20 protein-coding genes and 1 tRNA gene are annotated in these 17,787 nt (G+C 34.8%); 4 read left to right on the top strand and 17 right to left on the bottom strand.

Annotated elements, in window-relative coordinates; all coding sequences use genetic code 11:
• Nucleotides 1-5: 5 nt before the first annotated feature.
• From ACWPWS_RS17310 to ACWPWS_RS17285, 6 genes are all read right to left on the bottom strand, one after another.
• Entirely contained in the window at nucleotides 6-347 is a 342-nt protein-coding gene (locus ACWPWS_RS17310) for a YkvA family protein (RefSeq protein ID WP_209787321.1), read from the bottom strand.
• 82 nt (nucleotides 348-429) lie between these two features.
• On the bottom strand, nucleotides 430-969 hold the full coding sequence (locus ACWPWS_RS17305; RefSeq protein WP_309512800.1) for a TlpA family protein disulfide reductase: 540 nt from the start codon (nucleotides 967-969) through the stop codon (nucleotides 430-432).
• Nucleotides 970-978: 9 nt separating this feature from the next.
• The gene (locus tag ACWPWS_RS17300) at nucleotides 979-1,542 is read right to left on the bottom strand and encodes a thioredoxin family protein (protein ID WP_454047352.1); all 564 of its coding nucleotides are present in this window, start codon (nucleotides 1,540-1,542) and stop codon (nucleotides 979-981) included.
• Nucleotides 1,543-1,559: 17 nt separating this feature from the next.
• Nucleotides 1,560-2,630 (bottom strand): chorismate synthase, encoded by a 1,071-nt coding sequence (gene aroC, locus ACWPWS_RS17295; RefSeq protein ID WP_454047351.1) that lies wholly within the window; start codon nucleotides 2,628-2,630, stop codon nucleotides 1,560-1,562.
• 311 nt (nucleotides 2,631-2,941) lie between these two features.
• Nucleotides 2,942-4,252 (bottom strand): LIC_10190 family membrane protein, encoded by a 1,311-nt coding sequence (locus ACWPWS_RS17290; RefSeq protein WP_454047350.1) that lies wholly within the window; start codon nucleotides 4,250-4,252, stop codon nucleotides 2,942-2,944.
• A 119-nt stretch (nucleotides 4,253-4,371) separates the two neighbouring features.
• Entirely contained in the window at nucleotides 4,372-4,926 is a 555-nt protein-coding gene (locus ACWPWS_RS17285) for a YMGG-like glycine zipper-containing protein (protein WP_105681439.1), read from the bottom strand.
• A 243-nt stretch (nucleotides 4,927-5,169) separates the two neighbouring features.
• Between ACWPWS_RS17285 and ACWPWS_RS17280 the strand changes: the two genes are divergently transcribed.
• On the top strand, nucleotides 5,170-5,610 hold the full coding sequence (locus tag ACWPWS_RS17280) for a hypothetical protein (protein WP_309512798.1): 441 nt from the start codon (nucleotides 5,170-5,172) through the stop codon (nucleotides 5,608-5,610).
• A 474-nt stretch (nucleotides 5,611-6,084) separates the two neighbouring features.
• On the opposite strand, the gene ACWPWS_RS17275 is transcribed toward ACWPWS_RS17280, so the two are convergent.
• From ACWPWS_RS17275 to thrA, 10 genes are all read right to left on the bottom strand, one after another.
• Entirely contained in the window at nucleotides 6,085-6,918 is an 834-nt protein-coding gene (locus ACWPWS_RS17275; RefSeq protein WP_454047349.1) for a glycosyltransferase family 2 protein, read from the bottom strand.
• Nucleotides 6,919-7,235: 317 nt separating this feature from the next.
• A complete protein-coding gene (locus ACWPWS_RS17270) occupies nucleotides 7,236-7,415 on the bottom strand; it encodes a hypothetical protein (RefSeq protein WP_454047348.1) in 180 nt (59 codons plus the stop codon).
• A gap of 556 nt (nucleotides 7,416-7,971) precedes the next feature.
• Complete coding sequence (locus ACWPWS_RS17265; protein ID WP_454047347.1) at nucleotides 7,972-8,415, bottom strand: CPBP family glutamic-type intramembrane protease; 444 nt, start codon at nucleotides 8,413-8,415, stop codon at nucleotides 7,972-7,974.
• A gap of 91 nt (nucleotides 8,416-8,506) precedes the next feature.
• Nucleotides 8,507-8,577, bottom strand: a tRNA-Cys gene (locus ACWPWS_RS17260).
• 58 nt (nucleotides 8,578-8,635) lie between these two features.
• Nucleotides 8,636-9,133, bottom strand: a complete 498-nt coding sequence (locus tag ACWPWS_RS17255; protein WP_454047346.1) for an RDD family protein — start codon at nucleotides 9,131-9,133, stop codon at nucleotides 8,636-8,638.
• A gap of 41 nt (nucleotides 9,134-9,174) precedes the next feature.
• A complete protein-coding gene (locus ACWPWS_RS17250) occupies nucleotides 9,175-10,539 on the bottom strand; it encodes a DUF4403 family protein (RefSeq protein ID WP_309512792.1) in 1,365 nt (454 codons plus the stop codon).
• A gap of 35 nt (nucleotides 10,540-10,574) precedes the next feature.
• Nucleotides 10,575-10,943 (bottom strand): dihydroneopterin aldolase, encoded by a 369-nt coding sequence (folB, locus tag ACWPWS_RS17245; RefSeq protein WP_105681431.1) that lies wholly within the window; start codon nucleotides 10,941-10,943, stop codon nucleotides 10,575-10,577.
• Nucleotides 10,944-10,947: 4 nt separating this feature from the next.
• Entirely contained in the window at nucleotides 10,948-12,252 is a 1,305-nt protein-coding gene (gene thrC, locus ACWPWS_RS17240; RefSeq protein WP_454047345.1) for a threonine synthase, read from the bottom strand.
• Between the two features lie 15 nt (nucleotides 12,253-12,267).
• Complete coding sequence (locus ACWPWS_RS17235) at nucleotides 12,268-13,194, bottom strand: homoserine kinase (RefSeq protein ID WP_454047344.1); 927 nt, start codon at nucleotides 13,192-13,194, stop codon at nucleotides 12,268-12,270.
• A gap of 10 nt (nucleotides 13,195-13,204) precedes the next feature.
• Entirely contained in the window at nucleotides 13,205-15,652 is a 2,448-nt protein-coding gene (gene thrA, locus ACWPWS_RS17230) for a bifunctional aspartate kinase/homoserine dehydrogenase I (protein WP_454047343.1), read from the bottom strand.
• 332 nt (nucleotides 15,653-15,984) lie between these two features.
• On the opposite strand from thrA, the gene ACWPWS_RS17225 reads away from it, so the two are divergent.
• The 3 genes from ACWPWS_RS17225 (at nucleotide 15,985) to ACWPWS_RS17215 (ending at nucleotide 16,684) form a co-directional block, all read left to right on the top strand.
• Nucleotides 15,985-16,182, top strand: a complete 198-nt coding sequence (locus ACWPWS_RS17225; protein ID WP_454047342.1) for a bacteriocin-like protein — start codon at nucleotides 15,985-15,987, stop codon at nucleotides 16,180-16,182.
• 65 nt (nucleotides 16,183-16,247) lie between these two features.
• On the top strand, nucleotides 16,248-16,457 hold the full coding sequence (locus ACWPWS_RS17220; RefSeq protein WP_105681426.1) for a bacteriocin-like protein: 210 nt from the start codon (nucleotides 16,248-16,250) through the stop codon (nucleotides 16,455-16,457).
• A 17-nt stretch (nucleotides 16,458-16,474) separates the two neighbouring features.
• Nucleotides 16,475-16,684, top strand: a complete 210-nt coding sequence (locus ACWPWS_RS17215) for a hypothetical protein (RefSeq protein WP_454047341.1) — start codon at nucleotides 16,475-16,477, stop codon at nucleotides 16,682-16,684.
• A gap of 52 nt (nucleotides 16,685-16,736) precedes the next feature.
• Here ACWPWS_RS17215 and nadA read toward each other — a convergent pair whose 3' ends face one another.
• Nucleotides 16,737-17,756, bottom strand: coding sequence for a quinolinate synthase NadA (gene nadA / locus ACWPWS_RS17210; protein WP_454047340.1), 1,020 nt, complete (start codon nucleotides 17,754-17,756; stop codon nucleotides 16,737-16,739).
• Nucleotides 17,757-17,787 lie beyond the last annotated feature (31 nt).

Here is a 17,787-nt window from a genome sequence, read left to right as displayed (position 1 = left end):
ACTATTTATTTTACGATTTCAGCATCAATGACTTGGGCACCACTGTATTTTTGCTGAGCTTCCCATAATAAAAACTTGTCAACCTCTTTGATGAGCTTAGGAATAGTCAGTGACAATACTGCCAGGTCATCCATGACTCCAAGTACCGGTATCACAAATTCAGGAAGAAGGTCAATAGGAGAGAGCACATATAAAATTCCCAGTAAAGGAAGAATAATGTCTATGGATTTCATAGGATAGATTCCTTTTCTCCACATTCTGACCATTCTGAAAATATCAGGGATCTTTTTTATAAAGCCCTTATGATTGATGGCTTCTTTTGCAAGATTTAATTTTGAATATTTCATTTTGTGTTTGGATTAATAAATTTTTAAATGCTATAAAATTCGCAAATCCTGTACCAACAAATTATAAAATTTAGTTAAAATATTATTTGATAATATTATCAATAAACTGATGCACAGTCTCTGTGTTCCAGTCTTTTGTGGCATCCTCTTTAATAAGGATTCTTCCGTGTTTATCCAGTAGGAAAGTGGTGGGAAATACCTTGGGAAGAATTTTCTCAGAAATAGGACTTTGAGCAATATAGACAGGAACGGTATAGTTATTTTCTTTCAAAAACTTTCTTACATCTTCCTCTTTATCATTCATGGCAATCAATACAAAATCTACATGATCTTTTCTGGTGTCATACAATTTCTGAATGGAAGGCCATTCTTTTCTGCAAGGTGGGCACCATGTTCCCCAGAAGTTAAGGAAAACACCTTTGTCCTTAAAGTTTTTAAGATTGGTGCTGGGTGCATTGATTCCTTTAAGTTCTACATCATAATCCTCTTCACTGATATGAACAGCGCTTTCGATAGTGGCTACCGGAAAGAATGTATCCTTTAGGAAATTTCTAATTCCCGGAACAAAAGCAACAATACCTATGATCGCTATTATTATAATATAAATGATACTCTTTTTCATCTCTCTTTTTTATAGAAGATCTAAAATTTCCTGAACAGCATCTTTCCCTCTGTTTTTAGCATAATAAATCTGCAGATCATTATAAAATGTGTCTTTTGGATACGCTTCGGGATCAGCTTTATACTTCATCAGCAGTTCATATCCATATTTGGGACGTGGGCCCCAAGAATTTTTTACATTCAGGTCTTTATCAAGGATAATTACTTTAGGAATAGACTCTGTACCATTGGTTAGAAACTGGTTGATTAAACTTTTATCACTGTCTCTCAGGAAGACTCTTACCTCATTATGTCCTTCAAAAAATCTGAAAAGAGCAGGCACTGTTGCACTTGCATCTCCGCACCATGCTTCAGAAATGATTAAAATCTTTCCGTCAAAGTTTTTGGCAGCGAGTTCTTGCAGCTGATCTTCGTCCGGAACGTATTTTTTCACTGTTCTGTCCATTCTCTGAAGACCCAGCTCATAATATTGTTTATAGTCAGCTTCCTGTTGGTTAGCAGGATTCTCTAATCTTTCTTTTGCAATCTGAAGATACTCTTCAAATGAAATTCCTTTATCCCAGTAATTTTTCATTACCAAAGCTATTTATGTTAAAAATTATTGATATTTCTTGTTTTGTTGATCAAAAACAGGTCTGCCAGCACAAATGCAGCAAGACTTTCCACTACAGGAACCGCTCTTGGAACTACACAAGGATCGTGACGTCCTTTTCCTTCTACGATTACCGGGTTTCCGTCTTTATCGATACTGTCCTGAGGTCTCAGAATAGTTGCTACAGGTTTGAATGCTACACGGAAATAGATGTCCATTCCATTGGAAATTCCACCCTGGATACCTCCGGAAAGGTTAGATTTCGTAGTGAAATCTGTATTGAAAGCATCATTGTGCTCTTTTCCCGTCATTTTAGCCCCACAGAAACCGCTTCCGTATTCAAAACCTTTGCAGGCATTGATATTCAGCATTGCTTTTGCAAGTTCAGCCTGAAGTTTGGAAAATATAGGCTCACCAATTCCTACAGGAACATTTTTAATTACACAAGTGATTGTTCCTCCGATAGTGTTACCCTCTTTTTTGATTTCTTTGATTCTTGAAATCATTTTTTCAGCAGTTTCAGCATCAGGACAACGAACATCATTGCTTTCTGTTTGAGAAAAATCTAAAGCCTGATAAGGTTTTTCACAGAAAATATCACCTACGGAAGATACATAAGCATTGATCTCAATGTTGGGTAAAAGTTGTTTGGCAAGTGCCCCGGCTACTACCCAGTTCATTGTTTCTCTGGCAGAAGATTTCCCTCCTCCACGGTGATCTCTGAAACCAAATTTCTGGTCATAGGTGAAATCAGCATGACTTGGACGATATGCACCTGCAATATGGTCATAATCTTTTGATTTCTGATTTTCGTTTTCAATGATAAAACCAATTGGCGTACCTGTTGTTTTCCCATCAAAGATTCCCGAAAGAAACTTTACTGTGTCACTTTCTTTTCTTTGTGTAACGATTGCTGACTGGCCGGGTTTTCTTCGGTTCAATTCATACTGAACTTTATCGAGATCTACCGCTAAACCTGCCGGAAAATTATTGATGATACCGCCATAAGCCACTCCGTGACTTTCTCCAAATGTTGTAAGACTAAGAAGATTACCTAATGTGTTGAACATGATACAAAATTACCTTTTTTTCTTCAGATAATAAAGTTTCTGGATTTGTTCTATTTATCAGTGTTTTTGATATTATTGATAACCTTTTGGGCTTCCCTTTTTTCTTCAGGTGTCATTTTTTTCCAGATAAATCCTTTTTTGATATCATTTTTGTCCAAAAGCTGGGGAAAAATACCTGCTTTCACATCATCAGCAATATAGAAAGTAGTTACAGCCGGAATTGTAGTCTCAAAACTATAAGGGTAATTATGGGAAACATTAAATTGAAGATTTCCGACTTTAAATGTGTCAAACTGCTGATTTTCATAGGTTTAAGGTTTGAGGATCTGTTCTTTTTGTAATCCGTTCATAAAACTTCCCACCCGAAAACTTGGGATATATTTTTGAATAATTTCTGGAAAAGATAATATTGAAATGAAAAATAGGCTGAGAGCAGAAAAAACAACAATGGATTTTTTTTTGTCAAAATATTCGTGAAACATGACAAAGAATATCACGAAAAAAACATCGATAAAAAATCTGTATTGAGCTGAAAAAGCAAGGATTAATATGCTTTTAATTAATAATGAGATGCAGATCAGCGTGATGAGTTTTCTTTTTTTTATCCAGGCAAATACAGAAAAAATAATTAAGCTCAGCACAAATAGAATATTAATTTTGGATTTGATTCCTTCAAGAGAAAACCAATTCCTAATATAATCAGCCGTTGAAAATTTTTGAATTTCCTCATAGGTATACTGCATGTCATAGGTCTTCATGACTGCAAATTGTGAAGAAGTATTTAAAATTTCCGGATTGGGTTTCCAGGATAGTCCCAGATCGCCTATTGCTACAGGAAAGATAGGATATCCGAATGTCCAGATATTTTTAGTGAAAAATAAAAAGAGAATTGCTCCTCCCAAAAGAAGTTGTTTAAAGTTACTTTTAAAAATAAAAAGAGAGACTAAGAAAGCCAGGATAGGAAGCCATATCATGGTAGGTTTTATAGCAAAAACAAAAACCGAAAAGGCAAAAAGGATAATGGTATTCCTATTTCCGGCAATAAGTTCATTTAAAATAATCAATGAGAAAACTATAACCGGAAGGTCAGGGCTTGGAGATTGTGAAAATAGCAGTAATACCGGAAGGAAACAAAGATGGATCCAGTTTTTTCTTTCAATAATATAAAATGTATAGATCATCAGGAGAACCGTGTTGATTCTTAAAAACGGATCGGAAAAATTTGAAAATCCAGCCTGAAAAATATGCCAGAGAGACATTTGTCCTAAGGTGAGGTCTACATTGGAAATACCCTTTATCAGCCCATATTCTGTAAGCCATTTCAATGTGGGAATATAATATCCGAAATGATCTAATATATAAGGGTAAAAGGAACCCGCGAAGATAATGGTCAGAGAAATTAAATTTAATACTGTAAAATCTTTTTTTGAAAATTGATGAAATTCCTGATAGAGTTTATTTTTAAAGAAAAAGAATAGTCCCAATAGGATGGAAGGCACTTCTACATTTATATTTAAGGGTACGAAAAAAGAGGTAAGTGTCCATATCAGTGTTATTCCTATGATTCCGGATATCATTTTCCAGGAGATGCCTTGAAATAAAATTCCCCATATATTTTCCATGATTTTTCCCCAACCCATCAGGACGGGAATGATGAAAATAGAAGAAAATAGAATCAATACCATAAAAAAAGATTGCTTAAAAGTAAGCAATCTTTATATTCTATCATTAAAAATATTTATTAACGAGGTTGTACCCTTCCGTCTTTTCTATCCTGTGATCTACCAATGGTATATCCTGTAGCGCCTCCTACAACACCACCAATTACGGCTCCCAGTCCTCTGTTTTTCTTAGCAATAAGGGCTCCGGCAGCAGCTCCACCTACAGTACCAATGACCGTTCCTTTCGCAGCTTTACTCCATCCTTTTTTCTGAGTAGTTCCCTGTGAAGTACCACTTCCGTTGTTGGCATAACTTCCGTTGCTGCTTCCTCCAGAATTGGAATTGGAGCTTCTGTCTCTATATACTGTTCGTGTTTCTCTGATCACCTGTGGTTTTGAATTATTTTCAGCAGTAGCTTTAGCTTTTTTACTTTCTGATATACTATCTGCTTTTTTCTGAGCTTCATATACCAGCTTTTCTTTCTCAATAGCCAGTTTTTGCTTTTCTATTTCAAGTTGTCTGGCCTGAAATTCAAGTTTCTGTACTTCCAGTGATTTTTCAGCAACGCTGTCATCTTTCTTGCAGGCTGTCATTAAAAAAACAGACAAAAAACCTGCTAATACTATCTTTCTCATAATTCAAATTTTAATAAGATAAAGCCAAAACGACTTTAATTTTAGTTTTATTTTCAATTATGAAGCCAAATTTTAGTTAACGAGTGTTAAAAATGAGAATAAAAAGGAAAATGATTTTTAATGATGATGAATTTTATGTTATTAATGCGGGGTTTAAGCTGTATTTGTAAATTTAAATTCATTGATAGTTTTTCTTAAATTCATATAAGTTGAGTATTTTTGAATACCAAATTACTTTTTAATATGAAAAAATCAATTTTTACAGTATCAGCATTTATTGGACTGCTGGCTGTCACAACATCGTTTACCTCTAAGGAAATAACAGAGACCCATAAAGGCTGTTCAGAAATAACTGATAAGACCCCAACAACTCAGACTTATAAGATTCGTTATGGCCTTCTTTCAAAAAATGGAACAAAAATTCTTTCGGGAAATTATGATGTAGGAAGTTTTCTTGCTGAAAATATGGCTACAGGAGAAGTGTATGATACGTATTATGGTGGTGGATTTCAGTCTGTTCCCCAATATTATGACGGACTTCCTGCAGGAACCTATACTTTTTCTGCAATGCAGGGACAGGGAGGCTGGGTAGGATATGGAACGGTAGTTGCCACAGTTTCTGATGCACAGGTGGATTCTGAGGGTTATATTACAATATATATTCCGATCATTTGGGAGGAATAAGCCTTGTGAGCGAACAAATATTTAGCTAAATTTACCCATTCCAGTAATGAAGATTTTTAATAATTAAAATAATTATACATAGTTGTTGTTTTGTTTAATTGATTTTACATTCAATGTGAATCGTCTGAACATTTTAATAATGTAAATTATATTTTGATTTATCTTCAGGGTGCAGTTTGATTCTTATAGAAAGTATTCATTCTTCTGTTCCGATATTGTATTATTTTTTCTGCTTAGAAAATGTAATGTAATGGTCATGCTGAATAATTCCACAATATTCTGTTTGGATTTTTCTAAATAGATTTTTTTCATCATTTGTGTTTTTTAGGCCTCCGCAAGGAGGCCGTTTCTTTTTTGATGGTTTTTATGATTTTGCGCATAGGATACTTGTTCAAAAACCTATACTTTTATGAGAAACATTTTCATTCCATATTTTATTAAAAATGCTACTCAAAGTAGAGTAGCATTTTTTGTTTATATATTATCTAAAGTAACTTTTATTTTGCTGATCAGACGGTGCATTTTGTTGGTCTGGTAATTCAGAAGTTCATAAATTTCATTTGAACTGGTGAAAATTTCAGGAACAGCTTTATGATTAATCGTTTTGAGTCCCCGTCTTTTCATGGTATCATGGATCACTCTTGCAAATGATTCTTTTGCGCTTTGTTTTGCTTTATCCTGAGAAATTCCATTGGAGTGAAGCCTGTAAAGATACAAAGGTTCCTTGAGGTATTTTACTTCTCCCTGTTCCAGTATTTTCAGATAAAGATCCTGGTCTACTGCATTTTTCAGGTTTGTATTAATTCCTGCAGTTCTTAAATAAACTTTTCTTTTAAAGGTAAAAAGATGGGCAAACTGAATGGGACAGTTGAAGAAATAGCGATTGTTATAAATCTGCTTCGTACCCGCGTATACTTTTTCCGGAACAAGATTTTCATTACATATCATCATTTGAGAGTATACGGCGGCCAGATCATCTCTGTTCATAAATTCCAGCGCCACTTTTTCCAGTGCTTCCGGATAAAGAGCATCATCCGGATCCAGATAAGCACATAAATCACCCTGAGCATATTTCATACAATTGGCCTTGGTAGATCCACAGCCTTCATTAACTGAATGATGATACAGTTTAAAACGGGAATCATCTTTTATCAGAGACTGTATGATTTCAACCGAATTATCTGTAGAGGCATCATCAATAATAATCGCTTCCCAGTTTTCATAGGTTTGATTGATTAATGAATCATAGCACTCCTTGAAATAATTTCCATTATTATAGTTGGCTATAAGTATAGAGAAATTTATCACGTCATTTTGAATTAATAATGTAAAATTATAAAATAATATATGGGAAAAATATAATCTCAATCATTATATATATAGTTTTTTTTTCTTATATTCTCCCAACTGTAAGAGCAAGATATTTTTTAGATGCATTGATCAAAATAGCAGCAATACATTATTTACCTGCAACGATGACAAGAATATACACAAAGGGGTTTTATTATTGTCTTTTTTTGAGAAATAAAGCTGATAGTCCGGAAATCCTGTATTTAAAAGAAATAATAATTTTATGATTATACTCATAAAATAAAAAAAAAGACTGGTATATCTTTGACTAAGAATTAAAAGATAAAATAATTTTTATCTCTGATATAAAATTTTTTTTCATCATTTGTGTTTTTTGAGGTATCCATTTCTGGGGGCTTTTTATATATGAAAGAAAATGCTATAGAACTGTAAATTCCAAATGATATTTTTCCTTTAGCATCATGAAATTTTTTATTAAAAATTTTTTGTGCCATAATGGTTTTCCATGTTAGTGGATGGAGGGAATTATAGAAAAAAGTGTGTCAATTTGTTTAGTGAATTTTCTTTTTTGTGGCTGATTGGTATTTTAAAAAATTTTTATGTCCTGAATGTAAATTTTATTTTATTAAAATGTAAATTATTTTTTTTTTAATACTTTTGCCGGAGCGTTATATTTATCTGAACTTATTATAGATAATTATGAAGTCGTTTTTAAAGTATCATTAAAATTGATTTAAAATGCTGAATTGGTTAAAATGGTGCCATAAAAAGAAATTAACTTTTTTTCTTGAAATTGTTATTCTTGGCACGATTTTTCAATATAGAAATGTAACTCATGTTTAATTTGAGTTTTCATGGTTATTAGTTTTTATCCTCGGAATTTCCGGGGATTTTTTTTTATTCCCATATGACGCTGCTCATAAAAGTATGTTGGATGAATCCTCTATTTTTGAACAAGATAATTTTCTATCCATCATTACTTTTTTACATTATTTATCAAGCTCTTCTTTGAATGGGAAGGGCTTTTTTATATCATTAAAAATGGAACAATCACATGATGAATAAGAAACCATAAAGATTAAATAGCAAGTGGAAAAGCACTGTTAGAATAAAACTGTATTGATGGGTGTGCTGATGGTAATAAACATAAAGATTATTTAAAATAATACCTCCAAAAAATGTCATAACAATATACAACCTATTATAATAATGCATGGATGCGAAAATAATACTCATTATGATTATACAAATTGCTTGATTATTGATCTTTATCCATTTATTTAAAATCAAATAGGGGAGATACTGAAATAAAAAAGTTTCCAGAAAAGGCGCGATGAATATGGCAATGAAGTTGAGTTCGTCTTTCGAAACATTGATGGGTGTATTCTGATGTACATCAAAATGAAAATAGACATCATTTATATAATTAAAAAAATATCCATTCAAAAGGGCAAATACAAATGAAATGAAGAAGAAGATTATGTTTTTTTTCATGAGTAATAGGATTGATAAAAAGAGAATGGGATATAAAAAATAATGAGACTAAAAACAAAAAAACCTCTAAATAACTTAGAGGTTTTTTCTGAGGTACCTAGCGGATTCGAACCGCTGTAGATGGTGTTGCAGACCACTGCCTAGCCGCTCGGCCAAAGTACCATTTTTACCATTTTTGAGGTGTGCAAATATAGCGAAATTTCTTTATGAACAAAAGTTTTTAAGCAATTTCTTTCTTTCCAAGGTCTTCTATTTCGCTTTTTGCTTGAATTTCAGCGTAATAATTTTTAACATTAATTACCCTCGTATCACTCCAGCTGTCATGCCATCCGTTTACACCCAGAAATGAAAGCCCATCGAAAGGAACTATTCTGGAAAGGCTTCTGTACATCATTTGCTGGGTAGTAGGTTTTGTACCATCTGTACTGATTACTTTGGTGCCTGTAATATATTTTGCAACGGTTCTGCCTCCTAAATAGTTTTCCATCAGAAAGTAATAAAGAAAATAATTGAAATTTCCAATAAATAGCTGCCATACTATATTTCCATTACTATAGTAGTAGAAAAACTCCATTGAAGTTACTTCATAAAGAAAATAAGCAAGAATAGAAAGGATATAATTAATAGCGTATAGCATTATAAAATCGAGAAAATAATTGGCAAGCCTAATCCCTGACGAGGCTTTATTGTATTCAACAACATTTAGAATTCTTTTCATGGTTCGGTTATTAGTTTTTTAGTTTAGTTTTATCTGAAGTTTTAGAATCCGTTGACAAGCAGTTTTAGTGAAGCGTTGGTATCAATAACGGCTGTAATGCCAGTATTGCTGAGTAGTATTTTGCTGGGCTTCAGGTTGAATACTTTTCCGTTCATTTTTAATCCCTTATAGTATTCTTTATTGAAGGCTTCTTCAATACTTTTTCTTGAAGTTTCTTCCAGTTCCTGGGTGGGAATTCCATATTCCTCTTCAATCATTTTTACAATTTTTCCCTGGAATAGGAGCGAAGCCGTTTTTTGCAGGATATTGGTCGTTTTCAGTTTAAATTTCGTTTCCGATAAAACAATTTTTCTTTTTGTTTCATCGTATACCGGAATTCCTGAAATGATGGAAGTTCCTTTAATATAGCCATCGGTTTGAGCTTCAATGACCACTCTGTTATCAACACCATAGACTCTGATGTCCGTTATTTTTACTTTAGAATCACGTACGTCAAATTCTTTATTCAGAAAGGTTTTTCTTGCCATATTACTCGCTTCTGTAAATGGAATATTGGCCGTAGTCTGTAAAATGAATTTGTCTGCAACAGTAGGAGTGGTGTTAAAATTGGCAACACTGGTCACTGGTGAAGAAGCTGTAGGTTTATTTCCTGTAAAAGTTTCAGAAAATATATCAACACCAAGGGTTGCATTGATCTGGTTTCCATAAAACTTTAAAGGGGTAATATTAACTCCTACAGGGCTTACTTTAAGCCATGTATTATATTCTTCTGAAATATTAAAGGGCTGCAGAAAAGTATTCCATGCCATTAAAGCATATTGCTGGAAATTCAGTTGTGTCGCCATTTGCTGATCTATCGTTTTACAGAATTTTTCCTGTTGTTCCTTTAGACTTTTTTCAACAATAGAGGTAATAGGAATCTGTATTCTTCCATAATCAAGTACCGGCTTGGTTACCCATCTGAAACCATTGGGCCGGGTATTCGTAGTAATGGTCCAGTTATTTTTAAAAGTAACGGTTGTATTGAAAGACATTACTGTTTCAAAAGTGGTATTCTGATACGTATATACTCCCAAAGTACCGATCCCTTTTTCTGCCCATATTTTTAAAGGAACTTCAATCAGTAAATTCTGGCTGGTTCCTCCTACAAGGCGGATAGGTCTGGTTTTCCATACTTTCACTTTAAATTGGTCATTGTTATTATCAGTATAGGAATCATCCTGATAAACCAGATCTTTCACAGAAGCGTTGATCATATTGCTCAGTTCCGAAAGAGGAATCGTCACAGGCATGGTAATGCTGGACTTTATCTTTGGAAAAGTGTATGCTGCCAGTTGATTCTCAACACCCGTCTGACCGAAAGCACTGATCCCTGCAGCTAAAAATAATATTTTAACGAATTTCAATTTGTATGTTTTTTAATGAAACGAAAATAAGCAATTTAATTTTCCGGTTTAAAGCTCTTTTCAAGCTCTATGCTGGCACCTTTCATTTCTCCCTGCATGGGTGGAGCTGTTTTGGTGATTTTTAATTTAATATAATCAACCTGTGGAAAGCTGTCATGAATTTTTGTGATGATTCTTCCTGCTACATGTTCCAGTAATTTGGATTTTATTTTCATTTCCTGGTGGAGAATATCATTGATGTCTGCATAACTGATAGTGTCATGCAAATCATCAGATTCTGCTGCTTTCCACAGATCGGTATGAAGTTCTGCATTCAGAATATAATAGGTCCCGATAATATTTTCTTCAGGAAGTACACCATGGTACGCATATATTCGTACATCTTCAAGATATATTTTGCTCATTGCTTCAGATTTTATGAAGCAAAAATCGTCTTAATTCTTCAAAATCTGAATTTATTTCTACAGTTTTTTTCTCCTTTTTCATCAGCTCATTTAAAGATTCCGGAATTTCAATCTGAGTATGAATAGCATTTTCCACAGCATCAGGGAATTTTACCGGATGTGCAGTTCCCAGAATATATCCTTTTTGATCAGGATTTTCCTGCAGATACTGTTCCATTGCGGCAAAAGCAACAGCACTGTGAGGTTCCAGAATATATCCGTATTTCTCATAAACTTCTGTTATAGTACTCATCGTTTTATCATCATCAATAGAATAAGCTGATATTTTATTTTTTAAAGTTTCAAAGTGGTGCCCGAAAAGTTCAAGGATTCTTACAAAATTGCTTGGATTTCCAACATCCATAGCATTGGATAGGGTAGCAACTGCTTTTTGTGGCTGGTAATTCTGAGTAATAAAATAATCAGGAACTACGTGATTGGCATTACAGGCAGCAATAAAATGACTGGCAGGCAGCCCTCTGAAATGAGCAAGCAGTCCGGCGCAGATATTTCCAAAATTACCACTTGGAACACAGATTACCGGTTGTTCCTTATGATGCTGAAGCCATTGTTTCAATGCTATTAAATAATAAATCTGTTGAGGAAGCCATCTTGCAACGTTAATAGAATTGGCAGAGGTCAGAAATAATTGATTGTTGATTTCTTCATCTGAAAAAGCTTGTTTTACAAGATTTTGACAGTCATCAAAACTGCCATTTACTTCTAATGCTGAAATATTTTCTCCTAATGCAGTCAATTGCTTTTCCTGAACCGGACTTACCCTGTTTTTAGGATAGAGAATTACTACATTGATTTGTGGAATTTTATAAAATCCATGCGCAACAGCACCGCCGGTATCTCCTGAAGTAGCTACAAGAACGGTGACTTTTTTCTTTTGATTTTTAAGAAAATAAGACAGACAACGGCTCATGAATCTTGCTCCAATATCTTTAAATGCAAGAGTAGGCCCATGAAACAATTCCAGTATAGATATCTGCTCATTGATTTTTACCAAAGGAATTTCAAAGCTGACGGTTTCTGCAACAATCTCTTTTAATACTTCTGAAGGAATTTCATCTCCCACAAAATCTCTCATGCATTGATAAGCAATTTCTTCATTGGAATACTGCTGAAGATTTTGAATAAATTCTTCAGTAAACTGAGGTGTGGTTTCAGGGAAAAACAATCCTTTTTCTTTTCCCTGACCTTTTATTGTTGCTCCTCTGAAGTCAATGTTTTCCAGATGGTCTTTTAAATTATAATATTTCATTTCTGTTTTTTGTGATTAAACTTCTTCAACGATTTGTATGCCTGACGAATTTATTTTTGAAACGTATACAAAGCTTTCTATTTCAATTTCAGTGTAGACTGATTTCATCATCCGGGCAATTTTTTCTGCAGTTTCTTTTTGTTCAGACAACATAAAAATGGATGGCCCTGAACCTGAAATTCCGCCTCCCAATGCACCTGATTGCAGACTTTTTGCTTTGATTTCGTCAAATTTCGGAATCAGAATACTGCGGATAGGTTCTATGATAACATCATTAAGACTCCGGCCAATCAAAGGGAAATCATTTTTCTGAATTCCTGCTACAAGCCCTGCAATATTCCCCCATTGTTCAACAGCACTTTTTAAGGTGATATTTTTCTTTAGAATCTGTCTTGCATCTGAAGTTTTGACTTCCACCTGCGGATGTACAGCGGTTACAAATAAATCTGGGCTGTTCAGGGAAACAATATCTATAGGATGAGTTGATTTTACCAGTGTAATTCCACCATAGATGCATGGAGCGATATTATCCGCATGGCGTACTCCTGAAGCCAGCTCCTCTCCAAACATCGCAAAATGAACCAGTTCTTCTTTTGAGAGTTTATTTCCCAATAATAGATTGGCTCCAAAGGCAGCTCCGGCGGCACTTGCCGCACTGGAGCCGAGCCCGCTTCCAGGCTTTATATGTTTACGGATAATGACTTCAAAGCCGTTTTTCAGATTAAAATATTCCTGAATTTTTAACAGGACAATACCTGCTACATTTCTGGAAGGCTCTTCAGGAAGCCCGAAGGCATCAATATGTTTTATAATAATTTCAGGGGTTTCCAATAATCTGAATTCCATCTCATCATAAGGATCATGGACGGCCATTCCTAAAATATCAAATCCGCAAACCAGATTGGCCACAGTGGCCGGAACTTTTAATTTTACTTTTTTCATAATTGTATTTTTAAATAGAACGAATAATATCTGCAAAAACTCCACTTGCCGTTACCTCAGCTCCGGCACCGGCTCCTTTTACCACTAAAGGTTGTTCTGAATATCTGAGGGTTTTAAAAATGACAATATTGTCTTTGCCATAAAGGTGAAAAAGATCACTATCCGGAGCAATATGCTGTAAACCGACTTTTGCTTTTCCATCTTCAAATTTTGCAACGTATTTTACTATTTTGCCTTCGTTTTTTGCTTTGTTTAGCAAGTTTTTAAAATGCTCTTCATACGCTGTAAGTTTTTCGTAAAAACTGTCAACGCTTCCCTGCATACATTCTTCAGGTAGAAAACCTGTGTTTTCAATGGTATCAAACTGAAGCGGATATCCTGCCTCTCTTGCCAGAATTAAAATTTTCCTTGCTACATCTGTTCCGGACAGGTCAAGCCTTGGATCCGGTTCAGTGTATCCTTCTTTCTGAGCCTGTGCCACTACTTCAGAAAATGTTCTGCTGCCGTCATATTCATTAAATACAAAATTCAATGTTCCACTCAATACAGCCTGAATAGACTGGATTTGGTCTCCGCTTTTGATGAGGTCATTGATTGTTCCTATTACCGGCAGCCCTGCTCCTACATTGGTTTCAAAATAAAAATTACAGTTATGATTTCTTGCTGTATCTTTTAACGCTTTATATTTTTTATAATCTGAAGAGGCTGCAATTTTATTACAGGCCACAATATTTACACTTCTTTTTAATAAGCTTTCATACACTTCAGGAATGTCTGAACTTGCAGTAACATCAACGAAAACAGAATTTCTAAGGTTTCTGCGGATAATTTCATCAGCAAAATCTCTGGGAGAGGCTTTTTCACCTTGCTGGCTCCAGATAAGATAGTTTTCCTTTGACATTCCCTGATCTGAAAATATCATATGACGACTGTTGGAAATTCCTGCAATTCTAAGGTTAATTAAAAAATTTTCTTTTAAATAATCATTTTGGTCATAGATCTGTTGAATCAGCTTAGATCCTACATTCCCTGTACCACAGATATAAAGATGGATCTGTTTTATTTCAGATTCAAAAAATTCTTCATGAAGGACATTCACTGCTTTTTTACTGTCTTTTTCTGAAATGACAATGCTGATATTTCTTTCTGAAGATCCCTGAGCAATCGCTCTTATATTGATTCCGTTATTTCCGAGGCATCCGAACATTTTTGCACTCACACCACTTCTGCTTTTCATACTTTCTCCTACCAGAGCGACAATGGAAAGTCCTGTTTCAATATTTACTGCATAGACTCTTTTCAGGTTGATATCATCGGCAAAAGAAGAATTGATTGCATGTTCAGCCCGTAACGCTTCTTTTTCTTCAATAGCAATAGTGATAGAATGTTCTGAAGATCCTTGTGTAATAAGAATGACATTAATTTTTTCATGGCTTAAACATTGAAAAAGCTTTGAAGAAATACCCGGAATTCCTACCATACCGCTTCCTTCCAATGTAAGGAGAGCAATACTGTTCATATTGGAAATACCTACGGCAATCTGTTTTTCATTGTCTGAAGATTTCAGTTGATGAGAGATTAAAGTTCCCTGTGCATCCGGATCAAAAGTATTTTTGATCATCAGGTTTATATTTTTTACCATCACAGGCTGAATGGAAGGTGGATAAAGCACTTTTGCCCCGAAATGAGACAGTTCCATCGCCTCATGATAAGAGATTTCTGAAATAGGTTTAGCATTGGAAGCAAGGCGAGGATCAGCAGTCATCATTCCGCTTACATCGGTCCAGATCTGAAGTTCTTCTGCATCAATGGCAGCCGCAATAATAGAAGCGGTGTAATCAGAACCTCCTCTTCCTAGTGTTGTTGCATTATTTTTTTCGTCTTGAGCTATGAAACCTGGACCTACAATGATATGGTTTTGATTTTCATTCAGGAAATTGATGATATTTTTTTCGGTAGAGTCAAAATCTACTTTTGCGTGAGTGAAATTACTATCCGTTCTGATCAGCTCTGCAGAATTCATCCATACACAATCTAATCCTTCATGCTGAAGCTTTGCTGCTATGATTTTTGATGACAGAAATTCTCCATAACAAGCAATTTTATCTTTAATTCTGTCTGTCAATTCACCAAGGACAGCGATTCCATTGCAGAGATCTTCGATATCGTTGAAGTGTTTTTTTACAAAACTTAACCATGAGCTCTGTTCTGTGATTGGGAATAGTTCTTTTACCAGACTGATATGTTTTTCTTCAAGATTCTGAACAATATGAATATAGTTTTCATCTTTTACGGAAGCATATTCTGCGGCTTTGATCAACTGATCAGTAACGCCATGCAGAGCTGATACAATGACAACAATTTTACTTTTTAAAGACTCTCTTTTTATGATTTTTTTCACCAGTAAGATATTCTGAGAATGGGCGACTGATGTTCCGCCGAATTTTAAAACTTTCATCAATTATTTTTTTGAAGTTGGGCAAATAGAAATGATTACTCTTTAAAAAAGAGTACGGGTACCGGAAATAATATGTGAAAATCTACCCCGTTATGGGGTAATTGTTGTAGTTGTGAATGTAGAAACAGAAGATATGCCTGAAATAAGTGATTTCAGGGCAGAAATATCAGATATGTTTCTTAGAAAATTCATTGTAACAAGACAAATGTACAAATTATTTTGGAACAGCCAAGTTTTTAACATAATAAAATATATTTCCTTTTCAGGAGATATATTTGGTATAATTGATTAAAAATGTTACATTTAGAATGTTAACTAATAACGAAATAATCATGAAAAATTTAAAGAAATTAAACCGCCAACATCTGAAATCAATGAATGGAGGAGATGTGAATAACTGTTTTGAAAACTGCCCTGCCGGACCTTACGGACCTGGTCAACCAAGATCATGTGCTGATTACCATGCTTTACCGGACTGTTGTAAAGGAAGAGTCCTTGTGAGCTTTGAATGTTTTGATCCTCATTTATAAAAATGGGTTGAAATCAGATTCAGGAAAATAATCTACTTAAAAATCAAAATTTAATTAAAACGACTATGAAAAATTTAAAGAAATTAAACAGAAAAGAACTTGAAAAATTAAATGGAGCAGCAGGTCCGTCAAGATGTGCAGGATGCCCGCAACATGCTACTTTCGGAGATGGTCCTGAATATCAGTACCCATGTTCTGCTTATCAGGGACTTCCGGATTATTGCAAGATGTGTGTTCTGGTAAGTATGGAATGTGTGGACGGAGGAGTTTCTTAAAAGATAATTTGACTTTTATGAAAAATTTGAAAAGATTAAACAGAAGAGATTTGGAACAGATGAAAGGTGCTGGTGTATCAAGATGTGATGGCTGTCCTACCCACCTGGTTTTTGGGCCGGGTTCATCCAGTGATCCTTCGTGCGAGGCATATTGGACATTGTCCGAGAACTGCAGAATGTGTGTACTTGTAAGCGCAGATTGTTTTGTTGCAGTTCCTGCAGACTAAAATAAAAAGGGCTGTCTCAAAAAGTAAATTTTTTCAGAGACAGCCTCTTTGTTTATTTTATGCTTTTTGAAAGATCAAGCATGGCTTCAATAGGTTTCAATGCCTTTAATCTTAATTCTTCGTCGATAAGAATTTCAGGAAGTTCATACTTCATACATAAATACAATTTTTCCATTGTATTACGTTTCATGTAGAAACATTCTGAGCAGTTACAGCTTTCATCAAAAACCAATGCAGGAATCAGTTCCTTGTGAGGAGCACGTTTTCTCATTTCGTGAAGAATCCCTTCTTCTGTAGCAATAATGAATTTCTGACAGTCATCTTGTTCTACATAGTTCAGCAGGGCAGAAGTGGAACCAATAAAGTGAGCCAGTTTCAAAACAGCTTCTTCACTTTCAGGATGTGCAATGAGTTTAGCATCCGGATTGTCTGCTAACTGTTGAGCAATTCTTTCCATTGAAAATGCTTCGTGTACTACACAGCTTCCGTCCCAAAGGATCATGTCACGTCCCGTTTTCTTAGATAAATATCTTCCAAGGTTTTTATCCGGTGCGAAGATGATGGGTCTGTCTTTCGGAAGGGCTTCGATTACTGTTTCAGCATTTGAACTTGTTACGATGATATCACTTTCTGCTTTAGTTTCTGCGTTACAGTTGATGTAAGTGGCAATTAAAGCATTCGGATGCTGTTCACGCATTTTTCTTAATCCTTCTCCGGAACAACCGTCTGCCAGAGAGCATCCGGCCATGGTATCAGGAAGAACTACTTTTTTAGTTGGGTTCAGAATTTTAGCGGCTTCTGCCATGAAATGTACTCCGCAGAATACGATCATATCAGCATTCGTATCTTTTGCCTGTCTTGCAAGCTGTAGAGAATCCCCCAGGAAATCAGCAATATCCTGAATTTCTCCCGGCTGGTAATAATGGGCCAGAATAACAGCATTCTTTTCCTCTTTCAATTTAAGAATGGCTTTCACCAGTTCTTCTCCCTGAGGAATAGCAATATCTTTTATATCCAGAAATCCTCTGACAGGAATTGCAGATTTAGCTTTTTCTAATGTTTCGGTACTCATATCAACCTCAATTTTTTCTTTATAGAAGTTA

The organism is Chryseobacterium sp. Marseille-Q8038 (assembly GCF_965111995.1).
Note: the sequence above shows the minus strand (reverse complement) of the source record. Positions and strands in the feature narration are given on the sequence as shown.